Origin of the sequence: Bizionia myxarmorum (genome assembly GCF_008086205.1) — a bacterium.
GTDB classification, from domain to species: domain Bacteria; phylum Bacteroidota; class Bacteroidia; order Flavobacteriales; family Flavobacteriaceae; genus Algorimicrobium; species Algorimicrobium myxarmorum.
Map to the genome: position 1 here is coordinate 356,722 of NZ_VSKK01000003.1, position 20,739 is coordinate 377,460.

Sequence of the window (20,739 nt, forward strand, 5' to 3'; positions counted from 1 at the left end):
TATGTTTCAAAGCCTATAAAATATGTTTCATTTTAGCCGTGGCGAAGGTTTTCCAACTAATTGATTCCATTGAACCTTTAAATTCAGAAGCGTTGAATGCAAAAAAAAAGCAACTTTAAAGAATTTTTAAATTCTCTAAAGTTGCTAGATTATGTATGTGTTTAAATTTATTTTAAAGCATCCAAAATAGCATTTTTCATTTTTTCAGCACGTGCCTTCACAGCTTCTTCTGTCCAAGATAATTTGATTAAACAGGAAATATTTCGGGCTATATATTGATCAGATTGCTCGAATGTTTTTGTTTGAAGATATTCCAAGCCTTTTTTTACTTCCGAAGAAATTGGATACAAGGTTTTTACATCCTTTAAATGATCCCATTTTCGGATATAGTGCCAATTATTATCAAAATAATGAAAACAGGCGTCAACACCGGTTTCTTTAAATGTTTTTGAAACGGTTCTAGCTATTTCTAAATCGGGTAAAAAGAAATTTAAAAAGCCATAACTTTCTTCACCGCCTTCTGGAACGGTTCTAAAAACCACTTCTGGAATCGTGGACAAAACGTCTCGTAAAATGCCATAATGTTTCTTTTGAATGGCCACAAAATCATATAAACGACGAGCTTGCGCCAAACCAACGGCTGCCTGCAATTCAGAAATTCTAAAGTTATAACCTAAAAAAGGATGTGTTTCAGCACCGCGATCCATGCCTTCATGATCATGACCGTGATCTGTAAAGTGATCCGCATTTTTAAAATAGGTTTCGTTATTGGTGATAACAGCGCCACCTTCGCCACAAGTAATTGTTTTTACAAAATCGAATGAAAAACAACCTACATCACCAATACTTCCTAATGGTTTTCCGTTGTAAGAACCGCCAATAGCTTGGCACGCATCTTCTATCAACAGTAAATTGTGCTTTTTGCAAATAGCTTGTAAGGCGTTCAAATCTGCCATGCTGCCACACATATGAACCGGCATAATAGCTTTCGTTTTAGAAGTAATTGCGGCTTCAACTGCTATAGGATCTAGCGTTAAAGTATCATCAATATCTACTAAAACCGGAATGGCGCCCATCATCATAATAGCTTCAAAACTAGCAACAAATGTAAATGTGGGCATAATAACTTCGTCACCAACGCCAACACCAGCAACAGCAAGTGCTACTGAAACTGCAGCTGTTCCGCTAGAAACCAATTGCGCATGTTTTACTTGCAATTTTTCTTGAAGTTCCGCTTCGAGTGCTTTGGCTTTCCAATGTCCATTTCGCATACCATCAAAACCATAACGCATTAAAACGCCGCTGTCCAAAACATCTTGAACTTCCTTTCGTTCTGCACTTCCAAATAATTCGAATCCTGGCATATTGATTTTATTTAATATTCTATAAAACTACAACTCTATAATACTCTCTGCAATGGGTTTTCTAACTTTTTTAAATTCTGAAAACATATCATCTTCGGCGCGATACCCAATAGGTAATAACAAAACCGATTTTAAACCCTGCTCTTCTAAATTTAATAAGTCATCACATGCTGCCGGTTTAAAACCTTCCATGGGGCAGGAATCTATACCTTCCAAAGCACAAACCGTAAGCAAATTACCCAAGGCTAGATAAGCTTGATTTATAGCCCAAGCCTCGCGACCTTCTTGTGGTTTCTTTTCAAAATCGGAAATTAAAAAATCCTGAAAAGGTTGCAAGATATCTTTTGGTGTTTCCCGAATGCTATGAACCCGATGAAAATATTCAGAAACAAAAGCTTTATCAATTCCGGTTTGAATACAAAGCACCAACACATGAGACGCTTGCTCCAATTGTTTTTGATTAAAGGCAACGGAAACCAACTGCTCTTTTAATTCTTGATTGGCAACAATTACTAATTTTATAGGTTGTAAACCGTAGGATGTAGCTGTTAAATTAAAGGCGTGTTTAACAATATCTAATTTTTCAGGTGATACTTTTTTAGTCGTATCAAACGTTTTTGTCGCATAGCGCCATTGCAAATGTTCAATAATTCTCATAGATGTTCCGAGGTTTCTGCAAAAATAAGACAAGTGATTGGCATCAACTAACAGAAAATAAATTTATTAGCTACAATCTGAAAAATGTTTTAAACTTTTCAGTTTTTTTATTTGAAAGAATGAAAAAAGGGTTCTATATTTGCAGCCGCATTCAGGGTAAACCTGATAAAGCGCTCCGGGAGAAATGGCAGAGCGGTCGAATGCGGCAGTCTTGAAAACTGTTGAGGGTCACACCTCCGGGGGTTCGAATCCCTCTTTCTCCGCTAAAACCCCTGTAAACACTTGATTTACAGGGGTTTATTTTTTTAGTTGACAGTCCAGTTGACAGTTCTGCAAGTTAACTCCCTCCTATTTTTTTGTAGACATCTTTGATTAAACTAACTGCTTTCAATGCTGTTTAAATAATTAAATTAAGATGATTTCTTAAATACTAGCATCAACCCAATAATAAATTATAATCTTTAGTGGTGTAAATCCTAACGGATAAGTCCTTAATTTATAAACTTTACAACAAAACTAATCCCCATAGTATAATTTCAGGAACAAATATTTAGATGTAAGAGCAATATATTTTTTATCATTAAACCCTTCATCTATAAAAATCTGCAGCTTGACTAATAAAAATTTAGATTATGGTTAGCCGTAAAACTACTTCGAATTATTATTATACTTTTAGTCTGGAATCAATAAATCAGTTTAAAATTAACGTTAAAAAGAGTACAAAAAATGTTAATTTCGTAGTAGATATAATAGATATATACACACCAATAGACATACATATACCTTCTACACAATTTGAACAAACATCCGAACATAAAAGAAATAACATCGAATTTTAAAAAATGGTAAGTGTACATTTCGACAATATCAGACAACAAATAATAAATGCTCTCGATAAAGCATCTGAAAGAATAATTGTTGCAGTTTATTGGTTTACAAACGAGGAACTATTTGACAAACTAATAGAACAAATTGAAAAAGGTCGGAAAGTTGAATTGATAATTCACAATGATTTTATAAATAACAGAAATACTGGACTGAATTTTCAGCAATTCGTAGATAAAGGCGGAGATTTTTACTTTTCGGACGGTTATAATCCAATGCACAACAAATTTTGTGTTATCGATAATCAAATATTAATAAATGGCTCTTATAATTGGACTTATTATGCGGAAAGTAAAAACAGAGAAAATGTCTTAATAATAGAGGAAGAAAAAGATACAATTGAGTCATTTATAAGTGAATTTGAGAGATTGAAGTCTTTAACAGAAAAAGTTACTGAAATTAGACAATTAACTCGTTTTGAAGTTGATGAAAATAATGTTTTAAGAGCAAGAGATTATTTAGCAAATGATATTGTATTTCAAGCAAAAGTGACAAATCGACCAGAAATTGTTGAATCTGCATTTGAAATTGCACCAGATAATATTGAAGTTCAAAAAACCGCTTTTGCATTAGACCTGACAAAGAAATATAGATTAAAGCATTCTATTGGTTCAAGTTTATTAAACGATGGATATAAAATTGTTGTGGAAAAAGGCTCAATGATACCGGTTTCATCGACAGCTATAGTTAGAACTTCCGCAGATAATCAAACGAGTTCTGAAGCAACAATTCATTACGGAGAAAATCCGAAAGCAAGTTTGAATCCAAAATTTGCCAAAATGCGATTAGACGGATTACCAAAAAAACCAGCTGGAAAAGCGGAATTAAAATATCATTTTACAATTGACCTGAAAGGAAATTTAAAAATGGAAAAATATTCACTTGACAATGGAAATAAACAAATCTTGACTAAAAAAATAACTGGTTTATTAGAGCAAATAACGGAGGAAAAAGAAGAAAAAACTGCGTAGAACACCGTGCATAATTAATGGCTTAGTTTTGGCCTACTTACGAAAATCCTCGCAGATTTTCTATTCATTCTTTGTTTATTAAATTAGGTTCTTAAACACGCCACTAATCATACACAAATACGTTGTGTTTCATGCAAAGAAAGTCAGCCGCTCATTTTAGCACATTTGGTTTTTACTGACACATAAGCCAATGCTGAAAAAACCAAAAGAGCTAAAATTTCCTCACGCTCGCAGGACGATAATAATTCGAACGGTTTTCATATTGAAAAACGAGATAGTTAGAAACTAAATAGTATCTTGGACGGATAATTTTGGACGGAAATGAACCGAATAAAGGAAGTACTCGAAGAGAAAGGAATTAAGCAAACTTGGCTGGCTGAAAAACTGGGAAAGAGTTACAACATGGTTAACGGTTATGTTCAGAATAGACAACAACCAAGACTTGAAATATTAAATGAAATTGCGAACATCTTAGATGTAGATATTAAGGATTTAATTGTCTCTAATAAGAGCTAATATGAATGAGGCAGAAACAAGAAAAGATATAATTGACAAACGGCTAAAACTAGCTGGTTGGAACATTAATGACCGCTCTCAAGTCATTAAGGAACTTCATATAATAGTAGATGATAATTTAGTCGAAGAGGCCTCGACACCATATTCTGGTAGGCAATTTAGTGATTACGTTTTACTCGGGAAAAATGGAAAACCTATAGCTGTCGTTGAAGCAAAAAAATCTTCCGTGGATGCTTCAATTGGAAGAGAACAAGCCAAGCAATACTGTTATAACATTCAAAAAAAACAAGGCGGTGAATTACCTTTCTGTTTCTACACAAACGGTCATGAAATCTTCTTTTGGGATTTAGAAAATTACCCTCCTAGAAAAGTACATGGATTTCCAACAAAAGAAGATTTAGAAAGATATAACTATGTAAGAAAAGCAAGGAAACCACTTTCTGGGGAACTAATAAACACCAAGATTGCAGGTCGTGATTATCAAATAAGAGCTATTCGTGCGGTGATGGAAGATTTAGAAAGGAAACGTAGAACGTTTCTTTTGGTAATGGCAACAGGCACAGGTAAGACCAGAACTTGCATCGCAATGGTTGAAGCTTTGATGCGTGCTGGATGGGTGGAAAAAGTGTTATTTCTTGTTGACAGGATTGCATTGAGAGATCAAGCCATGGAAGCATTCAAGGAACACCTTCCATATGAACCTAGGTGGCCAAAAGTCGGAGAAAAAAACATAGCACAAGACCGTAGAATTTATGTTTCTACTTACCCAACAATGCTGAACATTGTAAGAGATGAAGAAAATACTTTATCTCCTCATTTCTTTGACTTAATCGTTATTGATGAGAGTCACAGAAGTATATATAATACCTACCGAGAAGTTCTAGATTATTTTAACACAATAACACTTGGCTTAACTGCAACTCCAACTGATGTTATCGATCACAATACATTTAAAATATTCAATTGTGATGATGGAGTACCAACTTTCGCTTATTCATACGAAGAAGCAGTGAACCACATTCCTCCATACTTGAGCACGTTTCAGGTAATGAAGATTAAAACCAAGTTTCAAGAAGAAGGAATTAGTAAGAGAACTATTTCATTAGAAGACCAGAAACGGCTAATCCTCGAAGGAAAGGAAATTGAAGAAATTAATTACGAAGGAACAGAGCTCGAAAAAAATGTAATCAATAAAGGCACAAATGCTCTTATTGTAAAAGAATTTATGGAAGAGAGCATTAAAGATCCAAATGGTGTTCTTCCAGGCAAAACCATTTTCTTTTGTGCAACTATAGCTCATGCTAGAAGAATAGAACAAATATTCGACTCACTTTATCCAGAATACAACGGAGAATTAGCCAAAGTACTAGTTTCAGAAGACCCTAGAGTTTATGGAAAAGGCGGTCTGCTTGACCAGTTTACACATAATGATATGCCGAGAGTGGCTATAAGCGTAGATATGCTTGACACTGGAATTGATGTTAGAGAGTTGGTAAATCTAGTTTTTGCCAAACCAGTCTATTCTTACACTAAATTCTGGCAAATGATTGGTAGAGGTACAAGATTACTTGAACCAACCAAAATGAAGCCTTGGTGTGCAGAAAAAAAGGCTTTTTTAATACTTGATTGTTGGGACAATTTTGAATACTTCAAACTCAATCCAAAAGGGAAAGAATTAAAAGCTCAAATTCCATTACCCGTTAGGCTTTTCGGTTTACGACTAGATAAAATTGAAAAAGCAACAGAGTTAAATGAAGAAGAAATAATCGATTCCGAGCTTTCACGATTACGCAAACAAATAGATTCACTGCCTCAGAATTCCATTGTCATTATGGAAGCTAAAAATGAGCTTCAACGATTGGATGACGAAAATTTCTGGACAAAACTTACAGAAGACAAAATCGAGTTCCTTCGAACTACGGTTAAACCCTTACTGAGAACTATTTCTGGTGAGGATTTCAAAGCCATGAGATTTGAAAGAGATGTGGTTGAAGTCTCGCTTGCTGGTTTATTTGAGGATAAAGAAAAATTCGGAACGCTGAAGGATGGTTTAGTCGAAAAAATATCAGAGCTACCTATTTCAGTCAACATTGTAGCTAGAGAAAAGGGGCTCATTTCAAAGTCTCAAAGCAATAAATTTTGGGATTCAATATCTCAAGAAAAATATATTGAACTTATTGAAAAGCTATCTCCTTTGATGAAGTTTATTGATTCAAGAGTGGCACCACTTGGACCAGCAAAATTTGATTTCACAGACCTTACTTCAACAAAGGAATTTGTAGAATTTGGTCCTCAAAATGAAGCAGTAAGTATTGAGCGCTATCGTAAAATGGTCGAAGAGAAAGTGAAAGAACTTACTTCAACCAATCCAATCTTACAAAAGATACAAAACGGTGAACCAATATCAGAAGATGAGACCAATAGATTGGCTGAAGAACTGCATGATGCAAACCCGCATATAACCATTGATTTATTAAGAAGAGTCTACAATCACCGTAAAGCTCAATTTGTAGAGTTTATAAAGCATATTTTAGGTATTCGAATTTTGGAGAGTTTCCCTGAAACAGTTTCAAAGTCTTTTGACCAATTCATTGCTGACCACAGTTATTTGGCAAGCAGACAGCTACAATTTCTAGACTTGCTTAGAAACTTCATACTTGAAAAAGGCGAAATAGAAAAAAGAAACCTCATTGAATCTCCATTTACAATGATACATCCTGAAGGAATCAGAGGTGTGTTTAGCCCAAAGGAGATTAACGAAATATTGATACTAACAGAAAAATTACTCGCAGCATAATGTTACAAAGCAACGCAAAACTGAAAAGTCTAATAGACGAACTCTGGAATCAATTCTGGAGTGGTGGCATTAGCAATCCATTGACTGCAATTCAACAAATTACCTACATGATTTTTATGAAGCGTTTGGATGATTTGGAAGCAAAACGTGAACGTGATGCTGAATGGAACAATGAAGAATTCAAATCTCGCTTTTCAGGCACTTACAATCCATATGTGGATGAAAGCAACTATAAACTTGGAAAAGGTGAAGGGGGAACATTTTGGTTTGAAGAACAAGAACAACTTGATAAGGCTTTGGAAGAAGCCAGAAAACCAAGACCTGCTGAAGAATTGAGATGGAGTTACTTTTCAAATTTCCCAGCAGATAAAATGCTCAATCATGTTCGATTCAACGTATTTCCATTTTTGAAGCAATTGAATGGCGGAACTTCTCCTTTTACTAAGCATATGGCAAATGCCGTGTTTGTTATTGAAAAGCCTTCATTATTGGTGGAAGCTGTCAAGAAAATTGAACAGATTTTTATTGAGATTCAGCGTGATGCAGAAGAAGGAGGACAAGCTTTTCAAGATATACAAGGGGATGTTTATGAAATGCTTCTTAGTGAAATTGCAACCGCTGGAAAAAACGGACAGTTTAGAACACCAAGACACATAATTAAATTGATGGCTGAACTGATTGAACCTAAATTAGGCGAGAAAATCTGCGACCCTGCTTGTGGAACTGCTGGATTTCTACTTGGAGCTTACCAATACATACTATCAGATTTAGTAAGGAAAAAAGCACCAGAAAAATTAATTACAGATGAGGATGGTTTTGAAAGAGGAACAATTTCTTCGGTGCTTACTGAAGATGTAAAAAAACAGTTAGAAAACGACTTGATTGGTTTTGATATTGATTCATCTATGGTTCGTTTGGGATTAATGAATCTCATGATGCATGGTATTGATAATCCCAATATTGATTACACAGATACACTAAGTAAAAAGTATAATCAAGATGCGGAATATGATGTCATCATGGCTAATCCGCCTTTTAGTGGCAATATTGACAAAGGTGATATAAACACCAGTTTGAAGCTACCTACAACGAGAACTGAATTACTGTTTTTAGAACGCATTTATAATATGCTTCGAAAAGGGAAAAGAGCAGCCGTTATTATACCACAAGGGGTTTTATCTGGCACAGCAAAAGCCTTTGTTGAAACTCGAAAAATACTGATTGAGAGATGTCAGCTAGAAGGAGTTATAGCACTACCAAGTGGTGTATTTAAACCATATGCTGGGGTAAGTACAGCAATACTAATTTTCACCAAGGTTTATAATCCTGACGATTCATTAACAGAACCAGCTACTCAAAAAACATGGTTTTATGACATGGAAAAGGATGGTTATGAGTTAAACGATAAACGAGCTCCTTTAATGAAAGAAGGACGGTTACGTGATTATGGTGACTTGCAAGATATAGTACACCGATACAAGAATAGAAACTCTGAAGATAACACTGATCGTACGCTAAAACATTTCTCTGTGCCATTTGAGGAAATAAAAAGTATGGATTATGATTTAACCTTTCAGAAATATAATAAAGACTTTCATGAGGAAGTAATTGTTAAAGATCCAGTCAAACTTTTTGAAAATCTCGAATCAATGGAAGAGAACATTCAAAAGGAATTAAAAACCTTAAAAGAAATGATTGGGTAATGGCTGAATTTAAAAATCTACCTTTTGGAAAGGTCGTAAAAGACGTGACAAGGAATTACACCAAAATTCCAAAAACGGATTATCTCAAAGAGGGTATTTATCCTATAATTGATCAAGGAAAGGATTTTATTTGTGGCTACACAAACGATATTCAAAAAGTTACTGAAAAAGATACACCAGTAATCATTTTCGGTGATCACACACGTGTTTTCAAGTTTATTGACTTCCCTTTTGCCATTGGTGCGGATGGAGTTAAAGTTTTGGAAGTTGATTCAAGTCTTGCGAATGTAGAGTTCATTTACGAATACTTACGTAACATCAACTTGTATAACGCTGGTTATAGTCGTCACTTTAAATACCTAAAAGAAATAAAAATACCTGTTCCCGACTCAATTGATGTTCAGAAACGTATTGCCACTGTTTTAAAAAGAACAAATAAACTTATATCTGCCCGTGAAGAGAGTATCATATTAGCAGATGAGTTTTTAAAGCATACTTTTTTGACAATGTTTGGGGAACCTTTTAATAATGTAAAAGAATGGAGTTTAAAACCGATTAGTGATTTTGGTCAAATTGTTACTGGAAATACTCCTTCGAGAGGAAACAAATCCTTTTATTCTTCAAAACATATTGAATGGATAAAAACTGATAACATAAAATCAAACGAACTATACATTACACCTGCTCAGGAATTTTTATCAAACCAAGGCATGGATTCAGGAAGAGCAGTAAACCAGGGAGCCCTATTAGTGACGTGTATAGCAGGTAGTGAGAAATCAATTGGAAGAGCCGCTTTAACAGATAGAAAGGTTTGTTTTAATCAACAAATTAATGCTATACAACCAAATAGTGATGTAGAACCGCTCTATCTCTATTGGCTATTTAAAATTTCTAGAAATTACATTCTGGGTTTTGCATCTAAAGGAATGAAAAAGATGCTAAGCAAAGGAGAATTTAAAAAAATTCCTTTACCTAAGCCAACAATAGAAGCACAATTAAGCTTCTCAAGAATTGCGATTCAAGGTGAAAAATTAAAATCAAAATACAATGAGAGTCTTCTAGAATTAAATGAGCTATACAAATCATTGAGTCATAAAGCTTTTAATGGCGACCTCACAATTATTGAAAAGATTTATCTCGAAGGAACTATAAAAGTACAGCCCAAGATTTCTGCTACCGTTGAAGTCATAGAGCAAAAGCAAGAAATCACAACCATTCCTGAACCAGTTAAGAAAAAAGAAGAAGTAACAGCTTCGATAACTCATATTCCATTTCTTAAGACAGAAGAAGATTTATTAAGTCATATTTCAAGAAATTGTTCAGGCTCACATTTCAATTTCGAAGAAATTAAAGAAGCGGTAAAAGGTTTGGACTGGAAATATGATTTTGAAGAGTTAAAAAATCTAGTGTTCAGTTTGGTGAGAAAAAAACAGCTCAAGCAAGTTTTTGCTGATGCTTCTTACAAATCTGGTTTTAGTAAGTCAGATGCTGCCTTCAATGAAATAACAGATTTATCGGAGCAAATCTATTTTAAAAGGATCCTTTAAATGAGGTTAAAAAGCGTCAAAATATTAACTCCGTTTAGAGGCCTTGTTGCAAACAGCGAATACCGCTTTGATAATGTAGAATTATTAAAAGGTCGCATTGAACCAATCTGTTTTGTTGGGTTGAATGGTTCGGGAAAATCAAACTTACTGGAAGTCATTGCTGAGATTTTCTATTACTTGGATGTGTATGTTCATCAAGAAGCAAAACCAGCCAAAAGATTCAAATCTCCTTTTGGCTTTGAAGTTTCTTATTCAATGGATATTACTTGGCAAGCAGCAGCAAGAGCTAAATTAAGTAAACTTGAAAAATTATCATGGGAAGGCACTAGAGATTCGGAGGTGACTATTACAAAGCAGCCAAATGAGCTTCCTAAAATCACCATAAAATCAGACAATGAAATTCAGGTTAATGAAATCTCAGACCCTGATATTTTTATTTTACCTGTTCAAGTTATATCGTATAGTTCTGGACACAATGAGCTAATTAGCAACCCATTTATAAAGTCATCTTATCATTATTTCGACCAGTTAACTTCTAAAGAAAGTAAAGACATAAATGAAGAACTTGCTTTGAGTAGACTCTTCCATTTGGATTACGAAAACAGTCAATTCGTTACCCTATGTAATTTCCTTTTCTCGGAAGACAATAATGTTGGGCTAATCAAAAAAGCTATAGAAGTTGATGAATTAGATAGCTTCAATATTATTATCCGATATAGGAATTACCGAAATAATCCCATTGAATTTGCACAAACATTACAGCAAGCAATTGATAACTTAAAAGATTGTGCTTCTGCAGTAGAAGAGACTACAGGAGCTGCAAATTTCCATGAATTGAAATTGTCCTTCATAATTGATGAAGATGTGGATGGAAAAAGTGAAATGAAGCGTGCATTTCAAAGGAAATTTGGTTCCTCTATTTTACTATACAGAGATCTATTCTTTCTCAATCTCATGAACATCCATTGTCAAGGAGTTGACACAAGAAACAAGATTAAGAACACTGGGAGTTTAGAAGATAATCTTTCCTATTTAGTACCAGTTCCTGCTAGAGATAGATTGGTGTTTCAAATAGAAAAATTGAAATTCAGAAAATCGGGAGAAGAAGAACCAATCAAATACAAAAACCTAAGTGATGGTGAGCATCAACTTATGCATACGCTAGGAAGCATAATGCTATTGAACTTATCAGGTTCCCTTTTGCTTTTTGATGAGCCTGAAACACATTTTAATCCTGAATGGAGAGCAAAGCTTATCAGTTTGATTAATGAAGCAACTAAAGAGAAGAAGGAAGATAATTTTAGAAAGCAGGAGATAATTGTAACATCTCATTCGCCTTTTATTGTTTCTGACTGCAGACGAGAACGGGTGTTTGTCTTTGAAAAAGGGAAAGCGGAGAATCCAAAAATTAAAACTTTCGGAACATCAGTAAATATTATAACAGAAGAAGTTTTTGGAAAGACAGAATCAATATCGGATTTGTCTTTAAAGAAAATAGAAGAAATAAAGTCTGCTGGATTAGACACGCTAGAAAAAATTCAAGCAGCAAAAGAGGCTTCGCGTGTACTTGGAGAATCTGTTGAAAAAGTGCTTCTTTTCCGTGAATTGATAATGAGAGAAAACGAATTAAGGAAAGATGATAAAAACGTATAAATATCATCTTTCTTGTCACAGCATGCTTCATCAGCATGTACTTCAATTTTTTGATAGGATTGAGTTTGAAACAGGTCCTTTCGACCTTTCATTTTTCGACCCTGATTTTCTGTATATTGTAAAAAGACATCCATCGGTATTAAAAAAAAGAAGTAAAGCAATTTATGACGTCCTTAAAACTTGGCCACAACAAGATAGAAGTGATTTGTGCCAATTAATCAGGGATAGTAACGATATAGAAAACATTTGTAAGGGTAATTTTGTTCCGCCTACAATGGATAAAAACTCTACAGGAATTAACAAATTACTTCGTGATTTTTTCATTGACTTATATACTCAAGTGTTAGATGGTGCAGGATTTACAACAAAATACACAACAACACTTAGAGATCATTTTAATGTTTTCAGCGATAAAAACAAAGCAGTAACTCTATGTCCTATATGCGGTATTGGAGAATTGAAGAAAAAAGAAGATAAGACAAGAGATCAATATGATCATTTCTTACCTAAAGCATTATACCCTTTGTCAGCTGTGAATTTTGAAAATCTCGTCCCTTCCTGCAAAGAATGTAATTCATTTGATGCCAAAGGAGAAGCAGATACTATTGCTGTTTCATCAGGAAAGCTGTTTTACCCTTTTGATAATTCACACAAAGGTATTTCTGTCGAATTTCACATTGCTATAGATAATATAGAACCTGAAAAAGTAGATTGGAGGATTGACTTTGTTAATCCTGATGGCAAAAGGGATGAAATTGAATCTTGGAAAGCAATCTATAAAATCGACAGTCGCTATTCTGGTCACGTGAAAGCTCGTATAGATAAGTGGTATCGAAGATATTGGGAGCATATGCATGACCGAGATATATTCTTTCTCACTAAGAAACGTAGGAAAAAGTACTATCTAAAGAGTTTAAAACGAGAAGAAGAACTAGGCTTGGCTTTCTTAAGAAAACCAGCTTTGGAGGGATTTATAAACGAGTCAATTATGGCGAAGGCAGAACTTGAAGCAAGATATTATTCTTGAAAAAGCCAACACCTAGCAGTCATACTCATTGCCAAGTCGCTTAAAGCCAACCGCACAAACCAAATTGTCAAAGAGTATGTCTGCCCCAACGCTGAAAAACGAAAAGAAAATAAAGCACGAAAACACAACAATGTATATAAAAAATAGGCGAATTATTGATAAATTCGAGCTTTATTGCTAGTATCAGACTTTATGCTTAACCGAAAGTTTCGTGCTTCTAAATCGCCTACTTTTCATATACTAAACGTTAGCAAAAATTGATAAACAACTACTTTTCGGTGTTTTACTAAACAAAGAAATTATCATTTATAAATTAAAAACTTAATTATGAAACAAGTTCACCTATTAGCACCAGTTTTGCTTTTTATTTGTATTAATTTAAATGCACAAACCACTGATGTAGTAACTGGATTAAGTTGGCCTATTGATATGGTATTAAATGGTAACGATTTATATATTTCTGAAAATACTGGAGGTAAAATCTCTAAAATAGATATCACTGATCCCACACCTACGGCAATAGATGTAATAACGAATATTTCCTATCCTGTTGGTATAGCTATAAATGGAAACGATTTATATATTTTGGACAATAATGATGATAAAATCTTAAAAATAGACATCACAGATATACCACCTACTTTGACAGATGTTGTTTTAATTAACAAAGTTACGAAGGGCACATTAAAAGGCAACGATTTATATTTTGCTAACAGTCCCAGCCCTGAACAATATAAAATCTCTAAAATAGACATTAATGATGCCACACCTACTGTAACAGATATTATCACTGGCATAAATACAACTGGTTTAGTGTTTAATGGCAACGATTTATATATTTCCAATTTTACTGAAAATAAAATATCTAAAATAGATATTACTAATCCAACACCTACGGCAATAGATGTAGTAATTGGATTAAATAACCCATCTGGTTTAACTCTAAACGGGAACGACTTATATATTACTGAATTTGGAGGTGGTAAGATTTCTAAAATAAATATTACAGACACTTCACCTACTTTAACAGATGTAGTAACTGGATTAAATCTTCCTAATGATACAATAATTATAGGAGATGACCTATATATTGCTGAAAGTGGTGCTTCTAAAATCTCAAAAATTAATATATCTGGACTTTCTATAGATGACAACATCTCAAATTCGACTATACAATTATACCCAAACCCTTCAACTGATTATATTCAGCTGTCTAATTTAACTAATACAGTAATTTACACAATTTATAGTATTAATGGTTCTGAAATAACTGAAGGACAAATATCCAATAATCAAAAAATTGATATTAGTAACTTAACTAAAGGACTATATTTTTTACAGTTTGATAAAGGTAAAATAATTAAATTTTTAAAAAAATAATAAACTTTTGCTAACAAAGTACTGTGGTAGAAAAAAAACCTTAAACCTTCAGCTCTAAATCCTCGTAATTAACTGGATTCAAAATATTCTCAACATTACTCTCAAATTTAGGACTGAATAAATCCTTACTAACAGAATAAGCATTCAATTTGCCTTCAGGATAGTCAGCATTTAGTAACTCTTCAATGTCTGTTTCATTCAAATCTACAGACAACCAATTATGAGTATGTTCAGAATCTAGAATTATTGGTTGTCTTTTTTTCTTATTGTGTATTTTCTCAAAAAGTGGTGATGCATCTTTCGTTAATATGGTGAACGTAACAACCGTATCAATAATGGTATATAACCCAGCCAAAGAAATTGGTTCTTCGTTTTTAGAAGTAATATAAAAGGGATATTTCTTCCCTTTCTGGTCATGTGGTTCAAAGAAACCTGAAACTGGAATGATACAACGTTTAGTCATTATAGATTCTCTATACATAAAATGCTGAAATACCTTTTCAGACCTTGCATTTAAACCACTACCAAATCTAACTGATTCTTTAAAATAGGGCTTTATATCACTTTTAGATTTTCCGCTTGGAACTATGCCCCAAACTGCTGGAGTTAACACATTAGACTTCTGTTGAGGAATAATAAGCATATTAGGATGCGAGAATCCATTGAGATGATAATTTGGCTTGTCAAAATTATCTCGGTTACTCTCATCGCCTAATTTAACCTTATAAAAGGCTTCTAACTTTTTAGTTTTAAATGTGGTGCTGGTATGAAAACACATGTTTTTTACTTGTTTGGCTTCAGCCATTTAAGTTATAAATTAATAATATTCATTTTTATTAAAACTCATCTCTTCTTTCAACCTCACTCATAAAACCTTCCAATGTTTCACCCTTTTTTCCAAGTTCCGCTTCTAACAAGTTTAAGATATCTTTTGAATCTCTCGTAAGTTTCGAGTCTTTCATTAAAACTGTTTGATAGTCGCCCAGTTTCAAGTACTGATTCAATTCTTCTGGACAATTCGGATTCTCCAATGCTATCTCTTTTGATAATTCTTTCAACTGATTGTTTTCCAACATCCTCAAATTCTCTTTGGAGGTTTCTTTCTTCTCTTTGAGTGAACTCTGCAAAGTCGTTAAGTTCTGATTCAATTTCTTTTGATTGCTTTTCAAGGCTTGACTTATCTCTAGTAAATCTTTCTTTTGACTGCTGTTCAAGCAGTCCAAACTTTCTTGATAAACCTTCTCTTCTTTTTGTATCGATAACAATATTTCCTTCAATTGTTCTTGTGTCTCGCTCAATATCAATCTTTCCAAGTGCAAGCTGCGTTCTAAACTCTCCTCTAATTCTTTCCGTAGACTCTCCAAGTTCAGAGTATTCGCTGATAAGCCTTGATAAGTCTCCCTCTTCTTGTTCAAGTTCTCTTCTTTTGCTATGATATCTTGTTTCCAGATCTTTACCTTTTGAACTAAACTTATTTTCTTCGTCTTTAAATCGTTCTTTTTCGAGTTTAAGCGCTTCGTATCCTCCTGCAATTGATGCGTATACTTCTGCATGACATCTGCCTTCCATATCGTCCAATCCCTCTGTCTCTGCTCTTGTAGCTCCCTCAATTCGTGATATTTCCGATTCAAAGTGCTGTTCAGCTCCTCTGTAAGATTCTGTTCGTAAGCATTTATTAATTGTTCGTAACGTGTTGTTAAGTCTTGCTTTGCGACAGGAGATAGATTCTTCAAAAATTCTTCTTTGGTCTGTATCAAATTCCAATACTCCTTCTGAAGTTCCAGAGGAAACTCGTACATATTTGGTGATTGCTTCGATTCCATTATATTCCCATTTTACGCGTTGCGTTGTTTTAAAATTGTCTTCTATCTCTTGTTCTGATGATTTAGGAACAATTATACTCACAGTATCAATACCTAATCGACGTAACTTTATTTTCTTTTCTTCATTTACCTTATGAGTAATGACCAGTTCTATAAATAATATGGGCTTACCTTGTGAATCAAAGAAAATAACATCAGGTCTAATAAGTAAAAATCTGGCTTCTATATCAGGGTTCTTGCCAAATTTTACAGTACCATCAATATCTTCATAAAATGTTAATTGCGACTTTACACTATGAGCATCAATAAACTTGGCCTTTTCCAATAACATTGGATCGCCTTCTTTTCCTATAGGAGCATATTTATATACAGCAGGTACTTTAATTCTTTTTAGTCTCTGAAGAATATCTGTGGCTAAAGTTTCCCTGTATTCACGATTACTGAAGGTACAGGGTGTTTCATCTTTAGAAATATCTACAGGTACGTGTCTAAAATATGATCTATGTTTGGGGTTCTTTTTCCTAATTACAGCATCCATTTGCTTATCACAACCAATGCAGAAATAACCCTGCCGACCACTTTTAGCACTGTCAATATAAAGGTGTTCTCCTTTTACATTTTTCGCCCAATCATTGTTGGCTTCTATGTCATATTGCTTCTCTTCTAAAGACATGAAATCTGATTTTACAACTCTATAATAAATTAAATTACCTATTGAGGATTTACTATTTTTTTTATTTAATGCTATTAATAACTGGTTTTAGGGCCTCTTCAAATTTAGTTAGATGGCTTAATAAAAATTCGTTCATTTTACCCCAATCACTTTTGTCAAATAAATTGACATCTTGTAATTCATATTTTATGCGGCTCATCTTATGTTCGGGTAATTCTTGCCATTCAAGTTGATTTCCAAAGGTTTCTTCAATTGATTTCTTTTGGTGTTGTATTTTAGTGAAGTATTTTTTGTTCGTTTCCTTACTTGAGGTAGAAATACCTAATTCAATTCTTACATAGCTACCAGTAATCACAAGTGTAAAATTCATACCTGATATGCCTGCTCCAGCGCTTAACCAATGATCTTTGGATGCATTTACATTTGAAAACAAATTCGTGATATCTATTAAAGGCAAAAGCTGTTTCCAATACTCTTTCCTAATACTAAAACGGCTTGACGTATTTTCACTTTCATTATCAGCATATTTTATTATTAATTCATCTTCAAGCTCATATAATGTTAATAGCCTTTTAAGGGTATTAAATTTAGAGTTACTGTCTATATTAGATTCAACAAAATAACCACTTGAAACCTCCTGTGGTGCTCTAAAATCGGACTCTTTTCTGGTTATCTTAAAAATGTCTTTTGCTTCTAATAAAAGTTGTGGATTCTTTTCATATAATTTTTCAATGACATAAAAATACATTCTTGAAATAACTTCTTCATCAATTTTTGTGTTTTCAAATATAAAGTACTCTAATTTTTTATGTCTGGGAGATTCAGCATCAAACAGATTTTGTTCATTGGAGTTTTCAGAAGATGGAATTTCAACTTTAGGGTATTCCCAAATTTTTAGAAAACGATTATTTATCAAACTAAAACGCTCATTATAATTATCTAAATTCCAATTATCAATAGTTTTTAGATAATCATTTAACCATAGACGGCTAAAAACATAACCTTGCTCCTGCCCTTGTCTGTTCATAGATTTTTTCTCTATAAATGACTTATTGCTTAACGCCCCATTATTACCTGATAATGTTAAATTACCTATTGTGTTTACATATTTTTCTTTAAACATGAAATAATCGTCAGTTGTGATGGCTTTACCCCAATCTTCATTAGGATTTTGAGGAAATATATGTTCTATTGTTATATTCTCATTTGCAGTATTTACATATTCTCTATTATTATAATTTTCCAATAACTCAAACATATAGTTTCTGTTTTTTGATTGAATATTATATAAATCTTTATCCCTTAATGCCGTTTTTAAATCCTCATCTGTCGGAAATTTGGAAACACCCCGTTTCTTTATTAACGCCAAAGCAATGGAGTCATAATAATCCTCTATATCCACTTCGGAATAAAGCGACATAAATATTTTATTTAAAGCATTCGTAGGCAAGCCAATCACAAATCTTCTCCAAGTATAGGATTGAATAAGTTTTAATACCCTAACCAATTCTTCACTCGTTATAAGTCCATTTTCAGCATCCTCAAAAACCTGAAGTAAAAATGGGAAAGCTACATTAATTTCAAGTCGGGAAATGTATTCTAATTCTCGACGAATATTAGCGTTTTGAACAGTAGAAGGGTTTATAAACTTCTTATAATGAACCGATAATGATTTTATATTATCCAGCTCCTGCGTGTAAGATTCGTCCTTATCGATATATAGCTTTTTGAATTCAAGGTAAACTTTGTTTTTATTTGGAATCTTCTTATTCCGAAGCGTTAAGTAATCTCTAATATAATCTGAAACCATAGACTTTTGCTTAATTAAGTCTTTGGCGTTTTCCTCAATAGGGTTCCAAACTTGTTCAAATACTTTGTTTTGGTTTTTAGGGTCTAAATCCATCAGGATATAATTCCTAATTAAGTCGGATTGCGACAAGTCTAAACCTGTTGAATTTAAACTCTCAAAGATTCTTTGTGGGTCGTCTTTCCCTCTTTCTAATGAAATTTCAACAAAAATCAACCTTTTTAGACCATTTAAGACAGTTTGAAAATTCTCATTGGTTATCACACTTTTGAAATAATTGAAGTTTTCAATCACGTTGGAATATTGATTAAACTCATTTTCAGTACCATTCATTATAGCTTTAAATGCTAACGAATTATTATCTGTTTGCTTAAGTTTTAACTTGCTGGATTCATTCTGAACATATTGATTAGTTAAGAACATGTTTAGCAGCATATCGGCATCATTTTGCATACCGCTTTCTTTAGCAAAACGATATAAAGCGACATATATAATGTTTATAGTGGTTAAGCGTTGTTGACCATCAATAATCACCAACTCTTTTACCTCACTTGTGCTATATAGACCTTCATGAATAAATACAATACTACCAATAAAATGAGTTCCCCTATTATACTTTTCTACAGCGATAATATCATTTATCAATTCTTTACATTCGTTATTTGTCCAATCATAATTTCGTTGGTATACAGGTATCACAAATTGTACATTTTGGGCTTGTAAAAAATTGGTGATGGGTAATTCGTTCGCTTTCATATAACTTCTTACTTCTTTAATTCATTATTCTCAACAATATTAATTTTATCTTCAGTTAAACTATAAAGCTGATATACCATAGAATCTATTTCTTGTTCTGCTTTACTTATTTCTGCTTAATGACATTGGCTTTTTCAACTGTGGTTTCATCAAGTAAAGCAAGGTGAGATTTAAGTACGGAAGATTGGAATAATGCCATGCAACTATGTTGTTTTTAAAAACTGGAAGTTAGGTTTAAATGCTGAAACAGGAAACACTTAAAATGAGGAAACTTTAAAAAGTTAACAACATTTGTCTTAAAAACTCAACGTTGATTTTGAGAATCTCAACGTTGATGAATTAGAAACTCAACGTTGATGAATTGGAATCTCAACGTTGATAATGGTTACGGTTGTACTCTTTTTGACTACATCTGTAACCAATATCACTATTTTCTTACCGTTGATGCTAGCAATCTCACCGTTGATGAAAATATTCTCACCGTTGATTAATAATAACTCACCGTTGATAATTTAGCATCTCACCGTTGATGTTTGAAAATCTCACCGTTGATTTAGACTTCAAATGTGGTCATTTCGACTTTTTTTGTTGAAAACACCAAACTGTCAAGAACTATTTTGAGCTTTTGTGTGTTACACAATTTAAATTGACATTCATGAAATTGTACTGATTATGTAATTTATATTCTTCCATAATTACTACCTAATATTTTTTAGCAATTGAAATTTTGTTGTTGATAGGAAAAGATATGAGTAAATAAATTTTCAATAAAACGCTGTTGATTTGTTGACAGCTCCGTTATCAATTGATAACTAAACAAGTAAAGGTCAACATTGCATCAACAAATTAAAATGTACATAATCATGCAATCCCAATTGTTGACGTCGTGTTGACCTTTTGTTACCATCTAACTAATTGACTATAAAGCCTTTTTTAAGGCTCACAACAAATCAACGCTAATCTTCACTCATAAAATCCAGTTGCATGAATGTATAATACCTCCCTTTCAATTTTAGCTCTTCAACTTTATACGTATTTGAGCTTGGCTGTAAAGCTAAATAATATTTAGTATAGGCACCATTCGTGCTTTTTAAGTCAAATTGACTTTTAAGAGTTTCAGAAACTTTAGAGGTAGTTGCTCTGATATTATTTTTGGTCAATTTTTCTAATAAATCACCTA

The 20,739-nt window shown here is 33.3% G+C and carries 13 protein-coding genes, 1 tRNA gene and 1 pseudogene; 9 read left to right on the forward strand and 6 right to left on the reverse strand.

Going from position 1 to position 20,739, the window contains the following annotated elements:
• Window positions 1-167 precede the first annotated feature (167 nt).
• Window positions 168-1,364, reverse strand: coding sequence for a DegT/DnrJ/EryC1/StrS family aminotransferase (locus ES674_RS12815; RefSeq protein WP_148404579.1), 1,197 nt, complete (start codon window positions 1,362-1,364; stop codon window positions 168-170).
• A 27-nt stretch (window positions 1,365-1,391) separates the two neighbouring features.
• Complete coding sequence (locus ES674_RS12820; RefSeq protein ID WP_148404581.1) at window positions 1,392-2,021, reverse strand: NAD(P)H-dependent oxidoreductase; 630 nt, start codon at window positions 2,019-2,021, stop codon at window positions 1,392-1,394.
• Window positions 2,022-2,199: 178 nt separating this feature from the next.
• Between ES674_RS12820 and ES674_RS12825 the strand changes: the two genes are divergently transcribed.
• The 9 genes from ES674_RS12825 (at window position 2,200) to ES674_RS12865 (ending at window position 14,500) form a co-directional block, all read left to right on the forward strand.
• A tRNA-Ser gene (locus tag ES674_RS12825) sits at window positions 2,200-2,284 on the forward strand.
• Window positions 2,285-2,863: 579 nt separating this feature from the next.
• Window positions 2,864-3,877 (forward strand): phospholipase D-like domain-containing protein, encoded by a 1,014-nt coding sequence (locus tag ES674_RS12830; RefSeq protein WP_148404583.1) that lies wholly within the window; start codon window positions 2,864-2,866, stop codon window positions 3,875-3,877.
• A gap of 321 nt (window positions 3,878-4,198) precedes the next feature.
• Window positions 4,199-4,393, forward strand: coding sequence for a helix-turn-helix domain-containing protein (locus tag ES674_RS12835; protein WP_093145449.1), 195 nt, complete (start codon window positions 4,199-4,201; stop codon window positions 4,391-4,393).
• 1 nt (window position 4,394) lies between these two features.
• Window positions 4,395-7,190, forward strand: coding sequence for a type I restriction endonuclease subunit R (locus tag ES674_RS12840; RefSeq protein WP_148404585.1), 2,796 nt, complete (start codon window positions 4,395-4,397; stop codon window positions 7,188-7,190).
• On the forward strand, window positions 7,190-8,893 hold the full coding sequence (locus tag ES674_RS12845) for a type I restriction-modification system subunit M (protein WP_148404587.1): 1,704 nt from the start codon (window positions 7,190-7,192) through the stop codon (window positions 8,891-8,893). The genes ES674_RS12840 and ES674_RS12845 overlap by 1 nt, the downstream gene beginning before the upstream one ends.
• On the forward strand, window positions 8,893-10,440 hold the full coding sequence (locus ES674_RS12850) for a restriction endonuclease subunit S (RefSeq protein WP_148404589.1): 1,548 nt from the start codon (window positions 8,893-8,895) through the stop codon (window positions 10,438-10,440). The genes ES674_RS12845 and ES674_RS12850 overlap by 1 nt, the downstream gene beginning before the upstream one ends.
• Complete coding sequence (locus ES674_RS12855) at window positions 10,441-12,093, forward strand: restriction system-associated AAA family ATPase (protein ID WP_148404591.1); 1,653 nt, start codon at window positions 10,441-10,443, stop codon at window positions 12,091-12,093.
• Window positions 12,077-13,120 carry an HNH endonuclease gene (locus ES674_RS12860; protein ID WP_148404593.1) on the forward strand — a complete coding sequence of 348 codons (1,044 nt, stop codon included), beginning with the start codon at window positions 12,077-12,079 and terminating at the stop codon, window positions 13,118-13,120. Before ES674_RS12855 ends, ES674_RS12860 begins: the two co-directional genes overlap by 17 nt.
• 327 nt (window positions 13,121-13,447) lie before the next feature.
• Window positions 13,448-14,500 carry a T9SS type A sorting domain-containing protein gene (locus ES674_RS12865; protein ID WP_148404595.1) on the forward strand — a complete coding sequence of 351 codons (1,053 nt, stop codon included), beginning with the start codon at window positions 13,448-13,450 and terminating at the stop codon, window positions 14,498-14,500.
• A gap of 40 nt (window positions 14,501-14,540) precedes the next feature.
• On the opposite strand, the gene ES674_RS12870 is transcribed toward ES674_RS12865, so the two are convergent.
• The 4 genes and pseudogenes from ES674_RS12870 to ES674_RS15485 all read right to left on the reverse strand — a co-directional run.
• Entirely contained in the window at window positions 14,541-15,305 is a 765-nt protein-coding gene (locus ES674_RS12870; protein WP_246126048.1) for an SOS response-associated peptidase, read from the reverse strand.
• A gap of 80 nt (window positions 15,306-15,385) precedes the next feature.
• Window positions 15,386-16,996, reverse strand: a complete 1,611-nt coding sequence (locus ES674_RS12875; protein ID WP_148404597.1) for a hypothetical protein — start codon at window positions 16,994-16,996, stop codon at window positions 15,386-15,388.
• Window positions 16,997-17,057: 61 nt separating this feature from the next.
• Entirely contained in the window at window positions 17,058-19,559 is a 2,502-nt protein-coding gene (locus ES674_RS12880) for a DUF4268 domain-containing protein (RefSeq protein ID WP_148404599.1), read from the reverse strand.
• A 956-nt stretch (window positions 19,560-20,515) separates the two neighbouring features.
• A pseudogene (locus ES674_RS15485) lies at window positions 20,516-20,739 on the reverse strand (helicase); the annotation flags it as partial.